16 protein-coding genes are annotated in these 17,804 nt (G+C 63.4%); 11 read left to right on the forward strand and 5 right to left on the reverse strand.

All coding sequences use genetic code 11. The annotated features are described in order from the left end of the window. The first annotated feature begins 85 nt into the window (after nucleotides 1–85). The 3 genes from KF708_08045 (at nucleotide 86) to KF708_08055 (ending at nucleotide 4,422) form a co-directional block, all read left to right on the forward strand. Nucleotides 86–2,152, forward strand: coding sequence for a 4Fe-4S dicluster domain-containing protein (locus tag KF708_08045; protein MBX3412623.1), 2,067 nt, complete (start codon nucleotides 86–88; stop codon nucleotides 2,150–2,152). A gap of 109 nt (nucleotides 2,153–2,261) precedes the next feature. After that, nucleotides 2,262–3,554, forward strand: a complete 1,293-nt coding sequence (gene purD / locus KF708_08050; GenBank protein ID MBX3412624.1) for a phosphoribosylamine--glycine ligase — start codon at nucleotides 2,262–2,264, stop codon at nucleotides 3,552–3,554. 163 nt (nucleotides 3,555–3,717) lie between these two features. After that, complete coding sequence (locus KF708_08055) at nucleotides 3,718–4,422, forward strand: hypothetical protein (GenBank protein MBX3412625.1); 705 nt, start codon at nucleotides 3,718–3,720, stop codon at nucleotides 4,420–4,422. A gap of 56 nt (nucleotides 4,423–4,478) precedes the next feature. On the opposite strand, the gene KF708_08060 is transcribed toward KF708_08055, so the two are convergent. From KF708_08060 to KF708_08080, 5 genes are all read right to left on the reverse strand, one after another. Further along, entirely contained in the window at nucleotides 4,479–5,624 is a 1,146-nt protein-coding gene (locus KF708_08060; GenBank protein MBX3412626.1) for an SGNH/GDSL hydrolase family protein, read from the reverse strand. Between the two features lie 60 nt (nucleotides 5,625–5,684). Beyond that, on the reverse strand, nucleotides 5,685–6,560 hold the full coding sequence (larE, locus tag KF708_08065; GenBank protein ID MBX3412627.1) for an ATP-dependent sacrificial sulfur transferase LarE: 876 nt from the start codon (nucleotides 6,558–6,560) through the stop codon (nucleotides 5,685–5,687). 540 nt (nucleotides 6,561–7,100) lie between these two features. After that, entirely contained in the window at nucleotides 7,101–7,880 is a 780-nt protein-coding gene (locus KF708_08070; GenBank protein ID MBX3412628.1) for a UvrB/UvrC motif-containing protein, read from the reverse strand. Between the two features lie 117 nt (nucleotides 7,881–7,997). Next, on the reverse strand, nucleotides 7,998–8,141 hold the full coding sequence (locus KF708_08075; protein MBX3412629.1) for a hypothetical protein: 144 nt from the start codon (nucleotides 8,139–8,141) through the stop codon (nucleotides 7,998–8,000). 48 nt (nucleotides 8,142–8,189) lie between these two features. Then, nucleotides 8,190–9,362, reverse strand: coding sequence for a DUF4912 domain-containing protein (locus KF708_08080; protein ID MBX3412630.1), 1,173 nt, complete (start codon nucleotides 9,360–9,362; stop codon nucleotides 8,190–8,192). A 1,289-nt stretch (nucleotides 9,363–10,651) separates the two neighbouring features. On the opposite strand from KF708_08080, the gene KF708_08085 reads away from it, so the two are divergent. From KF708_08085 to atpD, 8 genes are all read left to right on the forward strand, one after another. Further along, entirely contained in the window at nucleotides 10,652–11,104 is a 453-nt protein-coding gene (locus KF708_08085; protein ID MBX3412631.1) for a hypothetical protein, read from the forward strand. A 3-nt stretch (nucleotides 11,105–11,107) separates the two neighbouring features. Next, a complete protein-coding gene (atpB, locus tag KF708_08090; protein MBX3412632.1) occupies nucleotides 11,108–11,989 on the forward strand; it encodes a F0F1 ATP synthase subunit A in 882 nt (293 codons plus the stop codon). Nucleotides 11,990–12,081: 92 nt separating this feature from the next. Next, nucleotides 12,082–12,369 carry an ATP synthase F0 subunit C gene (gene atpE, locus KF708_08095; protein MBX3412633.1) on the forward strand — a complete coding sequence of 96 codons (288 nt, stop codon included), beginning with the start codon at nucleotides 12,082–12,084 and terminating at the stop codon, nucleotides 12,367–12,369. A gap of 38 nt (nucleotides 12,370–12,407) precedes the next feature. Further along, nucleotides 12,408–13,091, forward strand: coding sequence for a F0F1 ATP synthase subunit B (atpF, locus tag KF708_08100; GenBank protein ID MBX3412634.1), 684 nt, complete (start codon nucleotides 12,408–12,410; stop codon nucleotides 13,089–13,091). 57 nt (nucleotides 13,092–13,148) lie between these two features. Further along, entirely contained in the window at nucleotides 13,149–13,796 is a 648-nt protein-coding gene (atpH, locus tag KF708_08105; GenBank protein MBX3412635.1) for an ATP synthase F1 subunit delta, read from the forward strand. Further along, nucleotides 13,747–15,294: a F0F1 ATP synthase subunit alpha gene (gene atpA / locus KF708_08110; protein MBX3412636.1), complete on the forward strand. Its 1,548-nt coding sequence runs from the start codon at nucleotides 13,747–13,749 to the stop codon at nucleotides 15,292–15,294. Before atpH ends, atpA begins: the two co-directional genes overlap by 50 nt. Nucleotides 15,295–15,343: 49 nt before the next feature. Further along, nucleotides 15,344–16,225 carry an ATP synthase F1 subunit gamma gene (gene atpG / locus KF708_08115; protein ID MBX3412637.1) on the forward strand — a complete coding sequence of 294 codons (882 nt, stop codon included), beginning with the start codon at nucleotides 15,344–15,346 and terminating at the stop codon, nucleotides 16,223–16,225. A gap of 110 nt (nucleotides 16,226–16,335) precedes the next feature. Continuing rightward, the gene (atpD, locus tag KF708_08120; GenBank protein MBX3412638.1) at nucleotides 16,336–17,802 is read left to right on the forward strand and encodes a F0F1 ATP synthase subunit beta; all 1,467 of its coding nucleotides are present in this window, start codon (nucleotides 16,336–16,338) and stop codon (nucleotides 17,800–17,802) included. Nucleotides 17,803–17,804 lie beyond the last annotated feature (2 nt).

A 17,804-nucleotide genomic window follows, 5' to 3' on the forward strand; every position in this document is an offset into this window, starting at 1 on the left:
GCTAAAATGGTGAATCCTCGCCGCGCGAGTGGCGGAGTATCGGCGACGAGTACACCCAGGCGACCAACTTTCGTAAAGGCAGCGGATGGAACACACACGTCCCATCATGTGGAACGTTGACGACCCCGTCACCAAGATCGCGATGTACGGGTTGTTCGTCATCGCCTCGGCCATCTGCGCCTGGGGAATCTACGGTCGGTTCAAGGTCTGGCGCCGCGGCACGGCTGCCCGGCTGGGCGCCGGCGGCGGTCTGTCCGAGGATTCCCAGGCTCCTCCCATCAACGAGCCCTTGGGACAGGTGCTGGCCCGGCTGGCGCGGCACATCCTGGCACAAGTGCGCATTGCGCGCGTCCCTTGGGCCTACGCCAGCCACATGATGATTTTCTACGGCTTCATCGTGCTCTTCATCGGCACGGTGATTGTCGCGCTCGAGCACTATGGCATTTTCGGCCTGTTCGGCATTACGTGGACCGGTCGTTTTTACGACGTCACCTCCTGGTTGCTCGATCTGTTCGGCGCCGGCTTCGTTATCGCGCTCGTCATCGCCATGCTGCGCCGTACCGGTGCGTTAGGCGTCAAGCCGTCGAGCAAGCCGATCGACGCCGCGATTCTGTGGTTGTTTCTCATCATCGGCGTCACCGGCTTCGTCGTCGAGGCATTACGCGTCCTCGCGCTCGACGACAACTGGGAAAAGAACGTCTCCTTCATCGGCTATGCCATGGCCGCCGCGATGCGTGGTGCCGGCACGACAGTCGAAACCGCCACCACGCTCCATTTCGGCTTCTGGTGGCTGCACATGGTACTCGTGATGGTCTTCATCGCCATCATTCCCTATACCAAGCTGTTGCACTTCCTGGTGGCGCCAGCACACATCGCCATTTCGAAAGAGACCCGGTCCGGGCGTTTTCAGCCGGTGAGCCTCGAAGAGGTGGAGGAAACCGGCCGCTTCGGACTGGCGAAGATCGAGGAATTCCCCTGGCGCCGCTTGCTCAGCTACGACGCCTGCACGCAGTGCCGCCGTTGCGAATCGGCCTGTCCGGCCTGGAACACCCACAAGCCGCTGTCGCCGATGCGCGTGGTGCTCGACATCGCCGAGGCGGGGCACAGCACCGAATCGCTGCACGGCGACGTCATCTCGGCCGAGACGCTCTGGTCCTGCACGACGTGCGGCGCGTGCGTGCATCACTGCCCCGTGCTGATCGATCAGATGGGCACGATCGTCGAGATGCGTCGCCATCTCGTCGGCGAGGGCGCCGTGCTCGGTAGCGCTCAAGGGGCGCTGCGCAGCATCGCCGCCACCGGCAACCCCTGGGGTCTGCCCGCCGAGGATCGCGCCGCCTGGTCCGAAGGACTCGACGTGCCCACTACCGAGACACAACCATCGCCCGACGTCCTCCTCTGGGTCGGCTGCGCGGGCAGTTACGATCGCCGCAATCAGCAGGTCAGTCGGGCTCTGGCCAAGATCCTGCGCGCCGCGGGGGTCGATTTTGCGATCATGGGCAAGAAGGAAAGCTGCACGGGCGATCCCGCTCGACGACTCGGAGACGAGTTCACCTTTCTCGAGCAAGCCACGAAGAACGTCGACCATTTGTCGCGCGTCAAATTCAATCGCGTCGTGACCTCGTGCGCCCACTGCTTCAACACATTGAAGAACGAGTATCCTGATTTCGGCGGCGAGTATCACGTCCTGCATCACACCGAGCTGATTCAAGAGCTCGTCGAGCAGGGCAAGCTGCCCGTCGACGCTCTCAAAGACGTGCCCGCCGCCAATGGTGGCACGACAGGCCCCGTCGTGCTGCACGATCCCTGCTACCTTTCGCGCCACAACGACGGTGGCGAGGCAGCGCGGGGGGCACTCGCCAGCGTCAGCGGGCCGCAGTTGCCGATCCTCGAAGCGGCCCAGTGCGGCAAGAACACCTTCTGCTGCGGGGCCGGTGGCGGGCGCATGTTCATGGAAGAAGACATCGACAAGCGGGTCAATATCGCCCGCTGGGAACAGCTCAAATCGACCGGCGCCAAAACGGTCGCCACGGCTTGCCCCTTCTGCATGACCATGCTCGACGATGCCTCGAAACAGGATGAGGAAGCCGGCATCGCGGTACGCGACGTGGCCGAGCTGGTAGCAGAACGGTTAACGGCCTCGACGCCGTAGCATGGCCTCCTTGTTCGCGATGCACGCCGGCCATAAAATCCGGTGACCCCCGCTTTCCCTTCCCGATCCTTGCTGCGCGTGCCCGCATCGCGTGGCTCCCTCGTCGAGATTGCATCGCATGAAAGTTCTGATCGTCGGCAATGGCGGCCGCGAACATGCCCTGGCCTGGAAGATTTCGGCCAGTCCCCTGGTCGAGAAGGTCTACGTCGCGCCGGGCAATGGCGGCACCGCGCTCGAGGCCGAGAATGTCGACATCTCGCCCGTCGATTTCCCGCGGTTGATTCGTTTCGCGCGCGAGCAAGAGATCGGCCTGACGGTGGTTGGCCCCGAGGCGCCGCTAGTCGCCGGCATCGTCGATGCCTTTCAAGAAGCGAAGTTGCCCATCTTCGGCCCCTCGAAAGCGGCGGCCGAGCTCGAAGGGAGCAAGGTCTTCTGCAAGAACCTGCTGCGACACGCCGATGTCCCTTCAGCCGATTTCCGCGTATTCCGTTCTCCCGAGACCGCCATCAAGTTTCTCAAAGACCGCGAGGATGTCCCCGTCGTCGTCAAGGCCGACGGACTGGCCGCCGGCAAGGGGGTAGTCGTCTGCCCCAAACGAGATGAAGCGATCGACGCCGTACTAAGAATTGGACGCGACAAGGAGTTCGGCGCCGCGGGAGACCAGATCGTCATCGAGGAACGACTCGATGGCGAAGAAGCCAGCATCATCGCCATCACCGACGGGCAAACGATCATGACGCTGCCCGCCTCGCAGGATCACAAGCGTGCCCACGATGGCGACACGGGTCCGAACACGGGGGGCATGGGGGCTTACTCCCCTGCCCCGCTCATCACCGACGAGATGCTCGGCTGGATCGAGCAGCACGTGCTCGTGCCCACGGTCCATGCCATGAAGCGCAACCGCCGGCCATTTCGCGGCGTGCTCTACGCCGGTCTGATGATTACGAACCAAGGCCCAAAGGTACTCGAGTACAACGTGCGCTTGGGAGATCCCGAATGCCAGCCCCTGTTGATGCGGCTCAAGAGCGATCTCGTGCCGGTGCTGCAGGCCACGGTGGCGGGCAAGCTCGACGAGATCGAACCGCTCGAGTGGGATCCTCGCCCCGCCGTGTGCGTCGTAATGGCGGCAGCCGGTTATCCAGGCAAGTACGAGCGCGGCGCCGCCATTCGAGGCTTGAAAGAGGCGGTCCAGGTGCCGAACACGAAAGTCTTCCACGCCGGCACTTCGACGAGCAACGGTCAGACAGTGACCGATGGCGGCCGCGTGCTCGGCGTCACAGCCCTGGGCGACAACGTGGGCGCCGCCAAATTGCAGGCCTACACCGCGGTGAAAGCCATTCGTTGGAATGGCGCCTGGTGCCGCAAGGATATCGCCGATCGCGCCATGGGACGGGGAATCTAGACGCTGCGCAACCAAGTAGGTCAGGTACCCCGTACCTGACAATCGATCGAGTTCGCCACGTCGAACGGTGTCAGGTACAGGGTACCTGACCTACTTGCCTGGCTCTGCCAGTGCCGGTTCGACTCCAAGACAGGATCGATACGGACAACCAGAGGATCATGTTATGACGTTGCTCGTTTCGCTGTTGATCCTCGCGGCCAATCCAAGTTCGGAGACTCTACCGAGCCAGGTCGATCTACGACCGCAGTTCGAGCAGATGCAACTTTCACCTCGTTCGCAAGGACGCCGCAACACGTGCTCCGTGTTCGTCACCGTGGGGGCGTTTGAATTCGCGTTGTCGAAGGCCCGTGGCGAGGGCATGCCCCTATCGGTCGAGTATCTGAACTGGGCCTGCAACCAGCACATCGGCAACAAAACGGCCGACCGCGGGCAGTTCTTTCATCACCTGCTGGCTGGCTTCGACGAGCACGGCCTTTGTCGCGACGAGTTGATGCCCTACGAATCACGCTTCGCCGGAACGGAGCCGAGCGATGAGGCCAAGCGCGATGCCGAAGAGATCGGTCGCGCGGAATTCCAGGTCCATTGGATTCGCCGCTGGTCGAAGAGCAGCGGGCTGAGCGACGAGGAATTCGCCGCGATCCGTGAAACGCTCGCCGCCGGTTGGCCGGTGTGCGCCGGCTCGAACCATAGCCGGCTGTTCGTCGGCTATCGCGACGATCCCAATGCAGACGGAGGCGGCGTCTTTCTCACGCGCGACTCGGTGGGCGGCCGCTATCGAGAAGTTTCGTACGCCTGGGCCAAGGTGAATCTCTATGACCTGTTCTGGGTCGAATTGCCGAAGTCGGATGTCAAATCGGACATCGATTGACCCTCCAACGCCATCTTACACGATGCTGCCTGACGGGCGTCAAATGTCGACGCCCGTCAGCGTGCCTCGCCGAAAATCGGCCCCAGCACTTCTTCAAACGCATCGGCGTGGCGCATGAAGCCCAGGTCCGTCGGATGGGAGCTGTCGACCGTTCCCTCGTTGTCATCGCCGAGCAGCTTATCGCCTTCGAGATAGTATAGGTTTTCATCTCCGGCTGATTTCAACTCGTCGAACATCTTGCGCAGCGCCTCGCGGCTCGTGCGGTTGCGCTCGTGCTTGCCCGTGACGAGAAACGCATCGCTGTAGCTGCGATCCTCGACCAGTACGATCGGCGTCTCCGGATGCGCCTTGCGCAGGATCTCCACACAGGGTTTCGTACGAACGAGAACCTCTTCGGCGCCGATGTTGGGCAGGCAATCGAGGATGTACACGCCCGCGTCGATCTCGGCGAGCAATTCGGCCACCTCGGGCTCCATGCGGCCATTGCCCGAGAAACCGAGATTGATCACCGGCCGATCGAAGCGGCGTCCCAGAATCGCCGGGTGGCACATGCCCGGCCGCGACGCACACGCCCCGTGCGTAATCGAAGTGCCATAGAACACGAGCGGCTTGGCATGACCTTCCGCTCGAGCCGGGCCGGCCGCGAGCGTCGTGCCCTCGGGCACGCCCACTTCGACCGACGATACGCCGTTGTAGAGCGGCAGATAGAGCAGGTACTCGCGCGTGCCCGCGGGAATGCCCGAGACCAGTTGCACGGTGTTCGATGGAGCGTTCGGAGCGCCGCACGCCAGCCAGCGCCAATGGTCCTGCTCGTCGCGCACGTAGAGATCCACGCCACTCACGCCGGTGGCTGCCATGTGCGGCATCGCGAGTTTGTCGGAGGTCAGGGTCCAGCGCACTTGAATCGACGTGGCGTCGGTGACCAAGCGCGCGGCGATGCCCGCCGAATGTCGACTCAGGTTCCACACGGCGTCGCGCACCTTGCCTTCGGCCTTCGCCGGTAGACGATCGTAGGGCGATTTCGTTTCACTCCACCCCTGCCCTTCGATCGGCAGAAGCTTTAAGTCGTACCACAGCGTCGAGCTTTTCTCGTCGCGCGTCGCACGCGAGGGATCGAGCGGCGGGATCTCGGCCGCAGTCGCCGGTGGCACGAGCAGAATCAAGAGCATCAGCAGCCTGGAGCGTGCTCGCAGAAAATCCATAGCATCCCCGCGGAGAAGGCCAGACGAATGAAATGTAATGTCAGGTACAGAGTACCTGACCTACACCGGGCGAGAAACCATGCGCAACGATTCGACGGGCAACACCTGGTTCAGGCTGCCCGAGCGGAAGCCTTCGAGGTCGAGCGAAATATACTTGAAGCCGAGCGCTTTCAATTCGGTCACGACACGCTCGCGCGTCGCCGGCTCGCACAGTTGCGCGAGCGCTCCTAGCGGCACTTCCAGCCGGGCATGATCGCCCCGGTGGTACCGCACACGTAGTTCCACCAGCCCCAGCGAACGCAAGAATTGCTCGGCGGCGTCGATCATCCGCACGCGGTCCGACGTAACCTCCTCGCCGTAAGCGATGCGGCTCGACAGACAGGGGGTCGCCGGCTTGTCCCAAACCGGCAGCCCATACCAGGCGGTGAGCTCGCGCACCTCCGCTTTCGTCAGTCCGGCCTCGAGCAAGGGACTACGCACCGCGTGTTCCCCCGCGGCCATCATGCCGGGCCGATGATCGCCGCGGTCGTCGAAATTCGCCCCGTTCACCATGGCCCGCACGCCCAAACGCGGCAGCAGCGACTCGAGCTGCGTGTAGAGCTCGGTCTTGCAGTGGTAACAGCGGTCCCCTCGATTCGCGAGATAGTTGGCATCGGCGAACTCGCTCGTGCGGACGATCTCGTGCCGGATGCCGATCTGCTGGGCCAGTTGCACGGCGGCTTCCAGTTCGCCGGCAGCCAGGCTGTCGCTCGTGCCGGTGACGGCGACGGCGCGCTCGCCCAGGGCCTCAAATGCAAGCTGAGCGACAAGCACACTATCGACGCCCCCCGAAAATGCCACCGCGCACGACCCCAGCTCGCGCAGCATCGCCACTGCCCGCTCGTGCTTGGCACGCAGGTCGGCAGACAATGCGGCAGTGGTCTTGGTCGCGTCCATGGATTGAGCGGCACGAAGCAAGGGCGCAGAAAAAAGGGTACCGCCGTGTCGGGGAAGCGAGTTCCACCGGCGCTGCGATACCCAATTCTATTCGCTCGCGCGAGGCGAGGGAAAAAGACATCCCTCCACCGTAATGCCGTGGCGATGGGTTTTAGAGAGCCCGCAGTTCACAAGGGGGCGCCTGAAGACCCAGGTTGTGTGATCCGACCGCATGGTTCCGGAACGCAATGTCCGGGCGGCGGCTATACACGCGGCCAGGTCTTATATTTAGCACCCAGCGGACTTCTTATCGGCTCACCAAAAAGCTGCATCGACATCACGAACATGGCAGAGGCAAATGCCTTGCAGCCTGCAGCGAACAGTCAACCTGCCACGCCGCAAGACCAACCGAATCGTAGCAATTGCCCCTGGGAGAAACAAGTATTAAATGCCCTGAAACTACAGGCGCGAGTGCTGGCATAAGCAGCATTGCCGTCAGTGTTTACAAACTCCGCGCGGCACGCGGCGGAAAGCCCGGAGAGGGGCCTCGCTACGACGTCTCTACTCGAGCGGCGGAGCCGTCGGTTGCTCCGAGAGACGGCGTATTTCGTCCCGCAATTTGGCGGCCTCTTCGAACCGCTCGTCGGCTACCGCCTCGTCGAGCCGCATGTGCAAAAGCTGAATCGACGTCCGCGCCGACTTGGGCGCCGATTCGTCGAGCATGGCCGCCACTTCGCCCCGCCATTTCTTCAACATGTTGAGCTCGCCGCACTGGTCGGCTCGCTCGAGCTGGTTGTAGTCTTCCAGGAACTTGCCGATCGCTCGAATGCCCGAGTCGATCGCGGGCAGTGCGCCGCCATAGTCTCGCATCTCGATCAGCGGCGTGGCCACCGCCCGCGCGTGCATCATGATGACGTAGGGGCGCCATTGATCGAACTGCAGCTTGCTCCGCTCGCTCGGGGCGTATTTGCGTACAAAGCCGAACAGCTTCAGATTGCGCGCCGTGTCGCGGGCGCACAACTCGTACCGCTTGAGATGCCAGAAGCTGAGATACCGGTGGTAATACTGCACCCCTTCGCGGAGCAGCCGGCCACAGTCGTTGTCATCGAGCTGAAACCGAGTCCCGTCGCCGGAAGCCTCGCGCTGATAATAGTCGAGCCACGATTCGCATCCTTCGGGGCGATCGCCGTCCGGGCGACCATCGACGCACATCTGCAACAACCCCAGGTCGAGACGGAGCTGGATCTTCTCCTGGCCATCGTCCCCTTGAACGATTCGCACGAGCACTTCATCGGGCTCGTAATTCCAGCCGTCGAGGATCTGCGAGATGTCTTTCGACACGCGAACACGGCGAGCTCGCCGCCCTTAAAAACACGATCGGCCAGACAAAATTACTGGCCGGAGAAAATCGAAGAATGGCACCTGCCCCGCGACCAGCACGCCCAGGGCGACCGACCGTTACAAGTCTAGGGCGATGCAGAACAAGGGACAACCCGAGCCGATTTCCTCGGGCAGTTGCAGCGATTCTGACGAAAGAATCGGCCGTGCGACCACCGCTTCGCGCCGCGACACTTCGTCCGTCCCCCCAGAAACGGCAGGCACAGGCGCCATCTTGGCGCCGGCACGCTCGCCGGGCAACGTCGCCGTGCGCTAGCTGGCATCCGCGCTGTCGCGCGTCACCGGCTCCATCACCTTGGTGTTGCGTTCGAGCGCCAGGATCACCGTCCGCTGCTCGACGCCATCGACGCTCGAGGCCACGGCCGGAATCACCTGCCGACAGTTGGGCAGGCTGAACCGCACGGTGAAGGTGCCGTCGGGACGCAGTTGCACCGGTTCGCCCTGCAAGGTGACGTGGGCATCGGGCTCGGTCGAGCCAAAGACGATCAACTCGGCATCGAGCTCGAAGTTGAACGGCGGACGCTTGCCGTGATACAGCAGGCCATCCACGCCAGCGCCGAACCGCGTCATCATGGGAGAACCCATCGGACGACGCAGACGTTCTTCGAACAATTCCTGCAACTCGGGGCTCGGCCCCTCGGGTGAGTAACCGCCGCTCATGGCATAGATTTTGTCGAAATTCTCCGCCACGGCCTGCCAGTTGTTGTCGATGGCGTCGCTCGACCCAGCCCGCGGCGTGCTTACCATGTTGCTGCGAGCCAGCGCGAAGTACTTGCCGTTGGCAGCCAGATAGCCGATGTCGACGCGATACGTGCGCGGCGGATCCTGCACGTCGATGTACCAGTTCGAGACCCCGCCGTGGATGTCGATGTGGCGGATGACGGTCTCCGAGCTGCTCGTCGTGCCCGGGCTCGATACATCGAGCAACCGTAGCACGGGGCGAGCCGTGTGCCAGTCCTGCCCCATCGCGGCCTCGGCACGCTCCACTCCTTGCCGCGTGAGCTCCCAGTAGGCGTGCAGCCAGAAGGGATCGCGCACCATCACCACCAGGCGGTCGCGTCCCGTCTTGGCGTTGTTCGGGCGAGCAAGATCCTTCGAATGAGCCTGCTTCGACTTCGCATTCTGCAGGCGACGCTCGACCGTCGCGCGGCGCCGGCGTTCGGCGGGCGAAAGCGGTCGCGGGGCAGCCGGCTTGTGATTCGACGTCGATTTCTTCGTCGTCGATGCGGCGCGCGGCATGTTGGACTTGCGTGAGGCAGCCGTGGCCGGCTTGCTCAGTTTCGCGGCGGGACGCTGCATCTTGGCCGAGGTGAGGACCCGGACGAGCTGCGCCTTCTTCATGGAATGCCAACCGTGAACGCCGCGCTTCTTGGCCAATTGCGCGAGATCACGGACGGTGAGGCTCTTGAGCTTCTCTGCGGTCATCGGTGGACTGATCTCCCGTGGGTCTGGCACCGGCGCGCCACGCAAAGCGGCGCGCTCGGACAGAAGAGTCGTCCCTGACCGTGAAGTTCCGCACGAATCCTCCCGGACAGTCCTTAGGCCTGCGGAGTTTCGCCGTCACGCGTGTTCGTCACGAGCTTCAACCAGTCCGCCTCGGGCCCCTTCGGCCAGCGAAACTGATCCACGCGACAAACGCCTCTCCCCTCTTCCTCTTATCTACGAGGATCCCTCGAGTGGCGGCCGCGGCGAGCAAGGCTGACAACGGCAATCACACTCAAGCGGCGAACACCATCCCCCACGAACGGTGCTCCAGCCTACAGTGCCCGCACTGGCGGGCAGGCCCCAAACTTGCCGCCGCCAAATCCGGCAAATCAGGGCGCACGTGTAACATCGAGTGTAACCGAACGTCCAGGCATTGGCAACGAGAAAAGCCGTTCGCGAGGCCTTCTTTCGTGGCCACGGATCATCATAACATCTTTTGTTGTTAGACTTTATCTGATTGGTAAGGTTGCCGGGCGTTTGCTTCCAGGGGCGCGGGGGGAAGACGCCGGTCCCTAGCAGGAAGTGCCCCACCTCCCCTCACGTTGGAGGAATGGCGACATCAGCCTGCAATCGATGTCGGCCGGGCCAAACGTCTTGTTACAACCCCTTAGAAGCCAAGGGGTTCTAACGGATGGCAGACATTGTGAAAAAAAACACGAATTTCCCATCCGGTCGGTTGACACCCCCTGGGGCCTCGGATAAAGTGGCCGGCCTAAACTAACGGGAACGCAAGCATTAGGGCCTTTTCGCATGGGGCGATCGGCCACCGCTACCCACCCTCAGAGTGACGACACAAAGCCCAGCCAACAAGCGGCTTAGGACGATTGGACCATAGGCGAGGCGTGGCGAGGACTGGGAAGTCGCCACCGCGCTGCTCTCCGCCGGGCCCGGGAGCGATCCCGCTCACCTGCCGGCAAAGAAGTCCTGGACGTCGATGAACCCTTCCGCTTGTCCGTCCCCACGAGCCGCTCATCCGTGAGCACTCTCCCTCCGGAACGCCGCCCGCCGATGGTGGTAGCCCTCACCTGGGTTTCCACGATCACCACGGTTTCGGTCGCGATGGTCGGACCCGGCTTGTTAGGGATCTGGCTCGACCGGTACCTCGGCACTCGAGCGATATTCGGGTTACTTGGGTTCGCCATTGGTTTGCCGTATGGCATCTGGTACCTGATCCGCCTGACTGGCACGAAACGACAACGCGGCGACCACTCCGATCGTCCGCCACGCACGTGAACACCCCTCGCGCATCGCTGACAGACGTTTTGGCCCGATTGGGCTTCGCGTCGCGCGCTGGACTGCTGACACTGCTCATCGCCCTGCTGGGGGCGGTGTTCTTCTTCCTGCCTCCCGCCTCGCACGAGCCGCTCGCTCGTCAGGCCCTGGTCCTGTCCGCCCTGGTGTGCTGGTTTGGCTCGATGACGGCCTTGGCCTGCACGTCGTTGCCCGTGGGCAGCGATCTCAATCCGCATCTCGTCCTGGTCCGCGTGCTGGTGGCCACTTTTGCCCGCCTGATTCCCCCGCTGGCCGCCCTGACGTTGGCCGCGGCTCAACATTGGCGCGTCGCCGAGCATGGTTTTGGCGGTTACCTGATCGCCTTTTATCTGGTGACGCTCGCCATCGACACCGTTTTTGCCCTGCCGGCCCTGCTTGCCAGTGGCCGCAGTCCCGTGGAGGCGTCTTAGGACATGGCACACGATCCTTTTGATGCCGCGCACCTCGTCGGTCACGTCAAAGACGCGCCGTATTTCGAGGTGCCGCGTTCCATCTCGCCCGATGGCCATCTCTATATCCCGCAGGGATATATCTCTGATGAGCCCCTCGTGGCCGCCAATTCCACGCTGCACCTCGAGGCACTCGACTTCCAGTTGACGAAGTTCATGGTGCTCGAAGTCATCGTGGCAGTGGTCATTGCCTTCGTGTTCATCATCCTGGCCAATCGCATGGCCTCGGGCGCTCGTCCGCGCGGACGCATCTGGAACCTGCTCGAAGCGATGGTCTGCTTCATTCGCGACGAGGTAGCCGAACCGGCTATCGGGCATCACGATGCCCGCAAGTTCCTCCCCTTCCTCTGGACGCTGTTCTTCTTCATCCTGGGCTGCAACCTGATGGGGATGCTCCCCTGGGCCGGCTCTCCCACCGGCGCCCTGGCTGTCACTGGCGCTCTGGCGATCATTGCCCTGATCGCCGTGACCGCGGCTGGCGTCCAGAAGCTTGGCGCTGTCGGATTCCTCAAGGCACAGGTCCCCCACATGGACCTGCCTTTCGTGCTAGCCGTGCTGCTGATTCCGATGATCTTCGTCATCGAGATCGTGGGCCTGCTCATCAAACACCTCATCTTGGCCATGCGTCTTTTGGCCAACATGTTCGCTGGGCACCTGGTGCTCGCCGTGATCCTGGGATTCATCGCCGCCAGTGCCGGAAGTTCCCTGCACTATGGCGTCGCGTCGGCCAGCATGCTGGGAGCCACCGCGCTCAGCATGCTGGAACTGTTTGTGGCGTTCTTACAGGCATACATTTTCACGTTTCTGACGGCCCTCTTCATCGGTATGGCGGTTCACCCCCACTAAGCGATGCGCCGCGGGCCAGAGACCTCAAGTTCAAGGAGATAGCGATCGTGTTCAAGGTGTGCAAAATTGCCGCATTGTGCCTGGTGATGTTGATGGTTGCCGCTCCGGCGTTCGCTCAAGACGCTGCCCCGGCCGCGACTTCGCCCGCCGGTCATGCCTCGCATGGCTTCAGCATCTTCCTCGGTGGTGCCTTCGGCGCCGGCCTCGTGATCATCGGCGCTGCGCTCGGCATCAGCCGCATCGGCGCCACCGCGGTCGAGAGCATGGCTCGCCAGCCCGAAGTCGCCGGTAACATTCAAACGGCCATGATCATCGCGGCGGCCCTCATCGAAGGTGCCACGTTCTTCGGTCTGGTCGTCTGCATGCTCTTCAACGGCTAGGGTTCCCTCCCAAGCAAGACTTGCTGGAGCAAGCCAACATGACGGTCTCGAAAATGCTTGCCGGCGCGTGCTGCGCGCTGGCGCTGGCGCTGGCGCCCGCCGCGGTGCATGGCCAGGACGATGCGCACCCGGCCGCTGCGCCCGCAGAAGCCGGGCACGATGATGCTGCCCACGACGAGCATGGCGAAGGGCACGGCGCTCACGACCCGATGGCGACCGACCCGTTGACGGTCGATCCCGACCTCGCGTTGTGGACGTTCGGCGTCTTCGCCATCCTGTTACTGGTGCTGTGGAAATTTGCCTGGGGGCCGATTTCGCAAGGTCTCGACAAGCGCGAGCAGCGCATCGCCGACGATATCGCCTCGGCCGAGCGCAGCAACCAGCAGGCCAAGCAACTGCTGGCGGAATACGAGCATAAGCTCGCCGCCGCGCAAGACGAGATCCGTGCCCTGCTCGACGAGGCCCGGCGCGACGCCGAGCATACTCAGCAGGACATGCTGGCCAAGGCCGCGGCCGAAGCCGAAGGGCTCAAGCAGCGTGCTCGGCGCGAGATCGACACCGCCACGGATCAGGCCCTCAAGCAGCTCGCCGAGCACAGCGCCAAGCTGGCCGTCGAGTTGGCGGGCAAGATCCTGCACACCGAGCTCTCGCCCGACCGGCACGCCCGATTGGTCGAAGAGGCGGTGGCCATGCTGCCCTCGGGCGGTCCCAGCGTGAACTGAAGCGAGCGACTCGAAGGTTTGGTGGGGGGGGGTCGCCCCCCCGGGAAAGAGTGTGCCATGGCCGATACCACTGCTAAATCCCCCGCCGCCGGCAACGGCGCCATCGACACCGGTGCGCAGCGCGTGGGCAAGTTGTACGCCAAGGCGTTCCTGGGCGCCGCGGAGAAGGCCGGCCAAACCGATGCCGTCGTGGAAGAACTCGACGCCGTCGTAACCGAGGCGCTCGATCCGTATCCCCGCTTCGAGTCGCTGCTGGCCTCGGGCATGCTTTCACCGGCTGAGGCCGAAGGCGTGCTGCAACGCACGTTGGGCCCGTGGGTCTCTCCCTTGCTGATGAATTTTTTGAAGGTGCTGGCCACCCGGGGTCGGCTCGATTGCCTGCGGGCAATTCGCCAGGCCGCGCACGACCAGCTCGACCAGATGCGTGGACGGGCGCGCGTCACGGTCTCGACGGCCACCCCGTTGCCAGCCGATGCCTTGTCGAAGCTCGGCACGCGGCTCCGCGGCATGCTCGCGCTCGAGCCCGTGCTCGAGCCCCAGGTCGATCCCGACCTGATCGGCGGCGTCCTGCTGCGAGTCGGCGATACCGTCTACGATGGCAGCGTCGCCACCCGGCTGGCCCAAGTTCGCGAACAAATGATCAACAGGAGCGTCCATGAGATTCAGAGCCGACGAGATCGCTTCGGTGATCCAGCAGGAAATTGAGCAGTTCCAATCCCAGATCGAAGTTCGGGAAGTGGGACGCGTGCTGGAGGTGGGTGACGGCATTGCGCGCGTCTACGGCCTCTCCGGCGTCATGTCGGGCGAAATGGTGACCTTCGAGAATGGCGTGAATGGCCTCGCGTTCAATCTCGAAGAGAACTCCGTCGGCGTGATCATTCTCGGCGACTTCCTCTCGATCAACGAAGGGGACGAAGTCCGCAGCACGGGCGAGCTGTTGAGCGTGCCGGTGGGCGATGCCGTGATCGGTCGCGTCGTCGACCCGCTCGGCAACCCGCTCGACGGCAAGGGCCCGATCATCACGAGCGAGCGCCGCCCGGTCGAGACCATGGCGCCCGGCATCGCCGGACGCCAGCCGGTGAAGGAGCCGCTGCAGACCGGGATCAAGGCGGTCGACGCCATGACGCCGATCGGTCGCGGTCAGCGCGAGTTGATCATCGGCGACCGCAAGACCGGCAAGACCGCCGTCGGCATCGACGCGATCATCAACCAGCGCCACACCGGTGTGAAGTGTTTCTACGTCGCGGTCGGCCAGAAGGAATCGTCCGTGGCCGGCGTCGTCGAGGCCCTCCGCAAGCACGGCGCCATGGACTACACCACGGTCATCTCCGCCGGTGCGAGCGATCCTGCTCCGCTGCAATACGTGGCCCCCTACGCGGGCACGGCCATGGCCGAATACTTCACCTACAAGGGCGAGCACGCCCTGATCGTCTACGACGACTTGTCGAAGCAGGCCGTGGCCTACCGTCAGTTGTCGTTGCTCATGCGTCGTCCGCCCGGTCGCGAGGCCTACCCGGGCGACGTGTTCTACTGCCACAGCCGCCTGCTCGAACGTTCGGCCAAGCTCAGCGACGAGCTCGGCGGCGGCTCGCTCACGTCGCTGCCGATCATCGAGACGCTCGAAGGCGAGGTGTCGGCCTACATTCCGACGAACGTGATCTCGATCACCGACGGCCAGATTTACCTGCAGCCCGACTTGTTCTTCGCCGGTCAGCGTCCGGCGATGAACGTGGGCATCTCGGTGTCTCGCGTGGGCGGCAATGCTCAGATTCCGGCCATGAAGAAGGTGGCCGGCGGTTTGCGTCTCGACCTGGCGGCCTTCCGCGAACTGGAAGCGTTCGCCCAGTTGGGTACCGATCTCGACGCGGCCACGCAGGTGCGGCTCGATCGCGGCTATCGCATGGTCGAGCTGCTCAAGCAGGGTCAATATGTGCCGATGGACGTGTTCGACCAGGTGCTCAGCATCTACGCCGGCACGCGCGGCCACTTGGACAAGATTCCCATCAACAAGGTGCATGAATGGGAGGCCGGCTTCCTCGCGTTCATGCGCGAGCAACGTCGCGAAGTTCGGCAGAAGATCGTCGACACGAAGAAGCTCGACGATAGCACCGCCGCCGAGGTTGAAACCGCGATTGCCGATTACCAGAAGCAGTTCGCCAGCAAGTACGATGGCGTAGACGGCCTGGCTGGCAAGACGAAGTAGTTAGAGTCATCCGGACACGAGCACACACCGCAACCGTTAAGACGCAGACATGGCCAAGGCCCGCGCGCTCGATAAACGTCGCAAGTCGATTCGCAACATCCGCAAGATCACGCGGACGATGGAGTTGATCGCGACGGCAAAGTTCAAGAAGGCCATGGACCGCGCCCACGCGGCCACGGCCTACACGCGACGCATCACGGCGATCGTCAGCGATCTGGCGCAGAGTGGCCTGGAAGTCAGCCACCCGCTGCTCCAGGGTCGCGAGGAGATCCGCTCGGCAACGCTCCTGGTGTTGACGGCGAATCGCGGTCTCTGTGGCGGTTACAACGGCAACGTGCAGCGTGTGGCGCTGGCCCGCTGGAACGAGTTCCAACGCGATATTCCGGAACATCGCCTCGAGGTCTCCGGCAAGCGTGGCATTTCGTTCTTCCGCTTCCGCGGCATCACGCCCGACGCGACCTACACGCAGTTCGAAGACAGACCTGCCTACGAGGAGGCCGAGGCGCTGGCCGAGAAGTATCTCGAGGCCTACGTCACCGGCAAGCTCGACCGGCTCGACGTGGCGTACACGCGTTTCCACAACGTCGCCCGGCAAGAGGCGGTGGTCGAAACGTTGCTGCCGCTCGGCTCGCTGTCGGGAGGCGAGTCGAAGGAACACGCCGCCGGTCAGACGATGTACGAGTTCCTGCCCTCGGCCGAGAGCATTTTGGAAGAAGTCGTGCCGACCAGCTTCAAGGTGCGGCTCTTCAAGTGCCTGCTCGATGCGGCGGTTAGCGAGCAGGTGGCGCGCATGGTGGCCATGAAGGCGGCCACCGACAACGCGAACAACATCATCAAGTACCTGACGCGCACTTACAACCGTGCCCGCCAGAGCCAGATTACGAACGAGATCATGGAGGTGCTGGGCGGCGTCGAGGCCCTGAAGGGCTAACGCCCCCCTCGCCCCTCTCCCGCCAGCGGAGAGGGAGAGACTTCGAGAATTCATACGGTCAACAAGCAACCGAAATCATTCGCACTGTTCACGAGCCCACGAAGCAAACTATGGCAACTGCAACTGATCCGAAGACGCGGAACATCGGCCACGTCACGCAGGTGATCGGTTCGACGTTCGACGTCGAATTCCCCGAGGACCGCCTGCCCGCCATCTACAACGCCGTGAAGATCGAATCCGATCAAAAAGGCGTGCAGCTCAACCTGACCGGCGAGGTGCAGCAGCACTTGGGGGGCGGTCGCGTCCGTTGTGTCGCCTTGGGCAGCACGGACGGCATGATCCGCGGCCAGGAATGCATCGATACCGGCGCCCCGGTGTCGGTCCCCGTCGGCAAGGGGACGCTGGGCCGCGTGTTCAACCTGGTGGGGGACGCTATCGATGGCCGTGGCCCAGTCGTGGCCGACGATCGCTGGTCGATCCATCGCGATGCTCCTGAAATGGCGGAGTTGTCGACGAGCACCGAGTTGTTCGAGACGGGCATCAAGGTGATCGACCTCCTCACGCCGTTCGTCCGCGGTGGCAAGGCGGGTCTGTTCGGCGGTGCCGGTCTCGGCAAGACGGTTATTCTCACCGAGCTTATCGCCCGTATCGCCAGCTCGTACGGTGGTTACTCGGTATTCGCGGGGGTCGGCGAGCGTACTCGCGAAGGGACCGACCTGTGGCTTGAAATGCAGGAAGCCAAGATCGGCGACACCGGTCGCAGCGTCATCGAGCAGACCTGCATGGTCTTCGGCCAGATGAACGAGCCGCCGGGCGCCCGTCTCCGCGTCGCCCTGTCGGCCCTGACGATGGCCGAATACTTCCGCGACACGACCGGCACGGACGTGCTGCTCTTCGTCGACAATATCTTCCGTTTCTCGCAGGCGGGTAGCGAAGTATCCGCCCTCTTGGGTCGTATGCCTTCGGCCGTGGGTTACCAACCCACCCTCGGTACCGAAATGGGGGCCTTGCAGGAACGGATCGCCTCGACCAACAAGGGGGCCATCACGTCGGTGCAGGCCGTCTATGTGCCGGCCGACGACCCGACCGATCCCGCCCCGGCGACCGCCTTCGGTCAGTTGGACGCGTTCCTCTACCTGGAACGTGCGATCTCGGAAAAGGGCATTTACCCGGCGGTCGATCCGCTCGCCTCGTCGAGCCGCATTCTCGACCCGCAGTACGTGGGCGAGCGTCACTACGCGATCGCCCGCCGCGTGCAGAAGACCCTGCAGCGTTATCGCGAGCTGCAAGACATCATCGCCATTCTCGGCGTCGACGAGTTGAGCGAAGAAGACAAGCTGGTGGTGCATCGTGCCCGCCGCATGGAGCGTTTCCTCTCGCAGCCGTTCCTCGTGGCCGAGGTGTTCACCGGCAAGCCGGGCGAAATCACCCCGCTGGCCGATACGATTCGCAGCTTCGAGGAGATCGCCGACGGCAAGTGGGACCACCTGCCGGAGTCGGCCTTCATGTACGTCGGGGCGATCGAACAGGCCGAAGAGCAGGCCAAAAAGATGGCCGCCGCGGCGGCGAAAGGCTAAGC

It is taken from the genome of Pirellulales bacterium, from assembly GCA_019636335.1.
Lineage (GTDB): Bacteria > Planctomycetota > Planctomycetia > Pirellulales > JAEUIK01 > JAHBXR01.

Excerpts from the sequence above, each read along its gene's own strand:
- KF708_08045 (MBX3412623.1), top strand. The coding sequence starts at position 86 with ATGGAACACACACGTCCCATCATGTGGAACGTTGACGACCCCGTCACC.
- KF708_08055 (MBX3412625.1), top strand. The coding sequence starts at position 3,718 with ATGACGTTGCTCGTTTCGCTGTTGATCCTCGCGGCCAATCCAAGTTCG.
- KF708_08060 (MBX3412626.1), bottom strand. The coding sequence starts at position 5,624 with ATGGATTTTCTGCGAGCACGCTCCAGGCTGCTGATGCTCTTGATTCTG.
- larE (MBX3412627.1), bottom strand. The coding sequence starts at position 6,560 with ATGGACGCGACCAAGACCACTGCCGCATTGTCTGCCGACCTGCGTGCC.
- KF708_08080 (MBX3412630.1), bottom strand. The coding sequence starts at position 9,362 with ATGACCGCAGAGAAGCTCAAGAGCCTCACCGTCCGTGATCTCGCGCAA.
- atpB (MBX3412632.1), top strand. The coding sequence starts at position 11,108 with ATGGCACACGATCCTTTTGATGCCGCGCACCTCGTCGGTCACGTCAAA.
- atpE (MBX3412633.1), top strand. The coding sequence starts at position 12,082 with ATGGTTGCCGCTCCGGCGTTCGCTCAAGACGCTGCCCCGGCCGCGACT.
- atpF (MBX3412634.1), top strand. The coding sequence starts at position 12,408 with ATGACGGTCTCGAAAATGCTTGCCGGCGCGTGCTGCGCGCTGGCGCTG.
- atpH (MBX3412635.1), top strand. The coding sequence starts at position 13,149 with ATGGCCGATACCACTGCTAAATCCCCCGCCGCCGGCAACGGCGCCATC.
- atpA (MBX3412636.1), top strand. The coding sequence starts at position 13,747 with ATGAGATTCAGAGCCGACGAGATCGCTTCGGTGATCCAGCAGGAAATT.
- atpG (MBX3412637.1), top strand. The coding sequence starts at position 15,344 with ATGGCCAAGGCCCGCGCGCTCGATAAACGTCGCAAGTCGATTCGCAAC.
- atpD (MBX3412638.1), top strand. The coding sequence starts at position 16,336 with ATGGCAACTGCAACTGATCCGAAGACGCGGAACATCGGCCACGTCACG.